Source organism: Pedobacter agri PB92, from assembly GCF_000258495.1.
GTDB classification, from domain to species: Bacteria; Bacteroidota; Bacteroidia; order Sphingobacteriales; family Sphingobacteriaceae; genus Pedobacter; species Pedobacter agri.
In genome coordinates, this window is sequence record NZ_AJLG01000367.1 from 1 (window position 1) to 344 (window position 344).

1 protein-coding gene is annotated in these 344 nt (G+C 37.8%); it reads left to right on the forward strand.

Going from position 1 to position 344, the window contains the following annotated elements; all coding sequences use genetic code 11:
• Window positions 1–17: 17 nt before the first annotated feature.
• Window positions 18–344 (forward strand): nitrilase-related carbon-nitrogen hydrolase (locus ON09_RS23910; protein ID WP_010603602.1); only part of this gene is annotated, 327 nt, incomplete at its 3' end.

A 344-nucleotide genomic window follows, 5' to 3' on the forward strand; every position in this document is an offset into this window, starting at 1 on the left:
AATAAGATCACATTCAATTGGCTAAAGAAAAAGGTGCCGATTTAGTGGTTTTTGCGGAGTTGGCTATTTGTGGTTATCCTCCAAGAGATTATCTTGAATTTGATGAGTTTATATCGCTTTGCGAAAATGCTGCAAAGGAAATTGCTAAACACTGTGTGGATATTGCCTGTATTTTAGGTTTGCCTATTAAGAACGATGTACTACAGGGTAAAGACTTGTTTAATGCGGCTTATTTTATTGAAGAAGGAAACATAAAGGCCATCGCCAGGAAAGCGTTGTTGCCAACTTATGATGTATTTGATGAATACCGCTATTTCGAGCCTGCTACAAACTTTACTGCATCG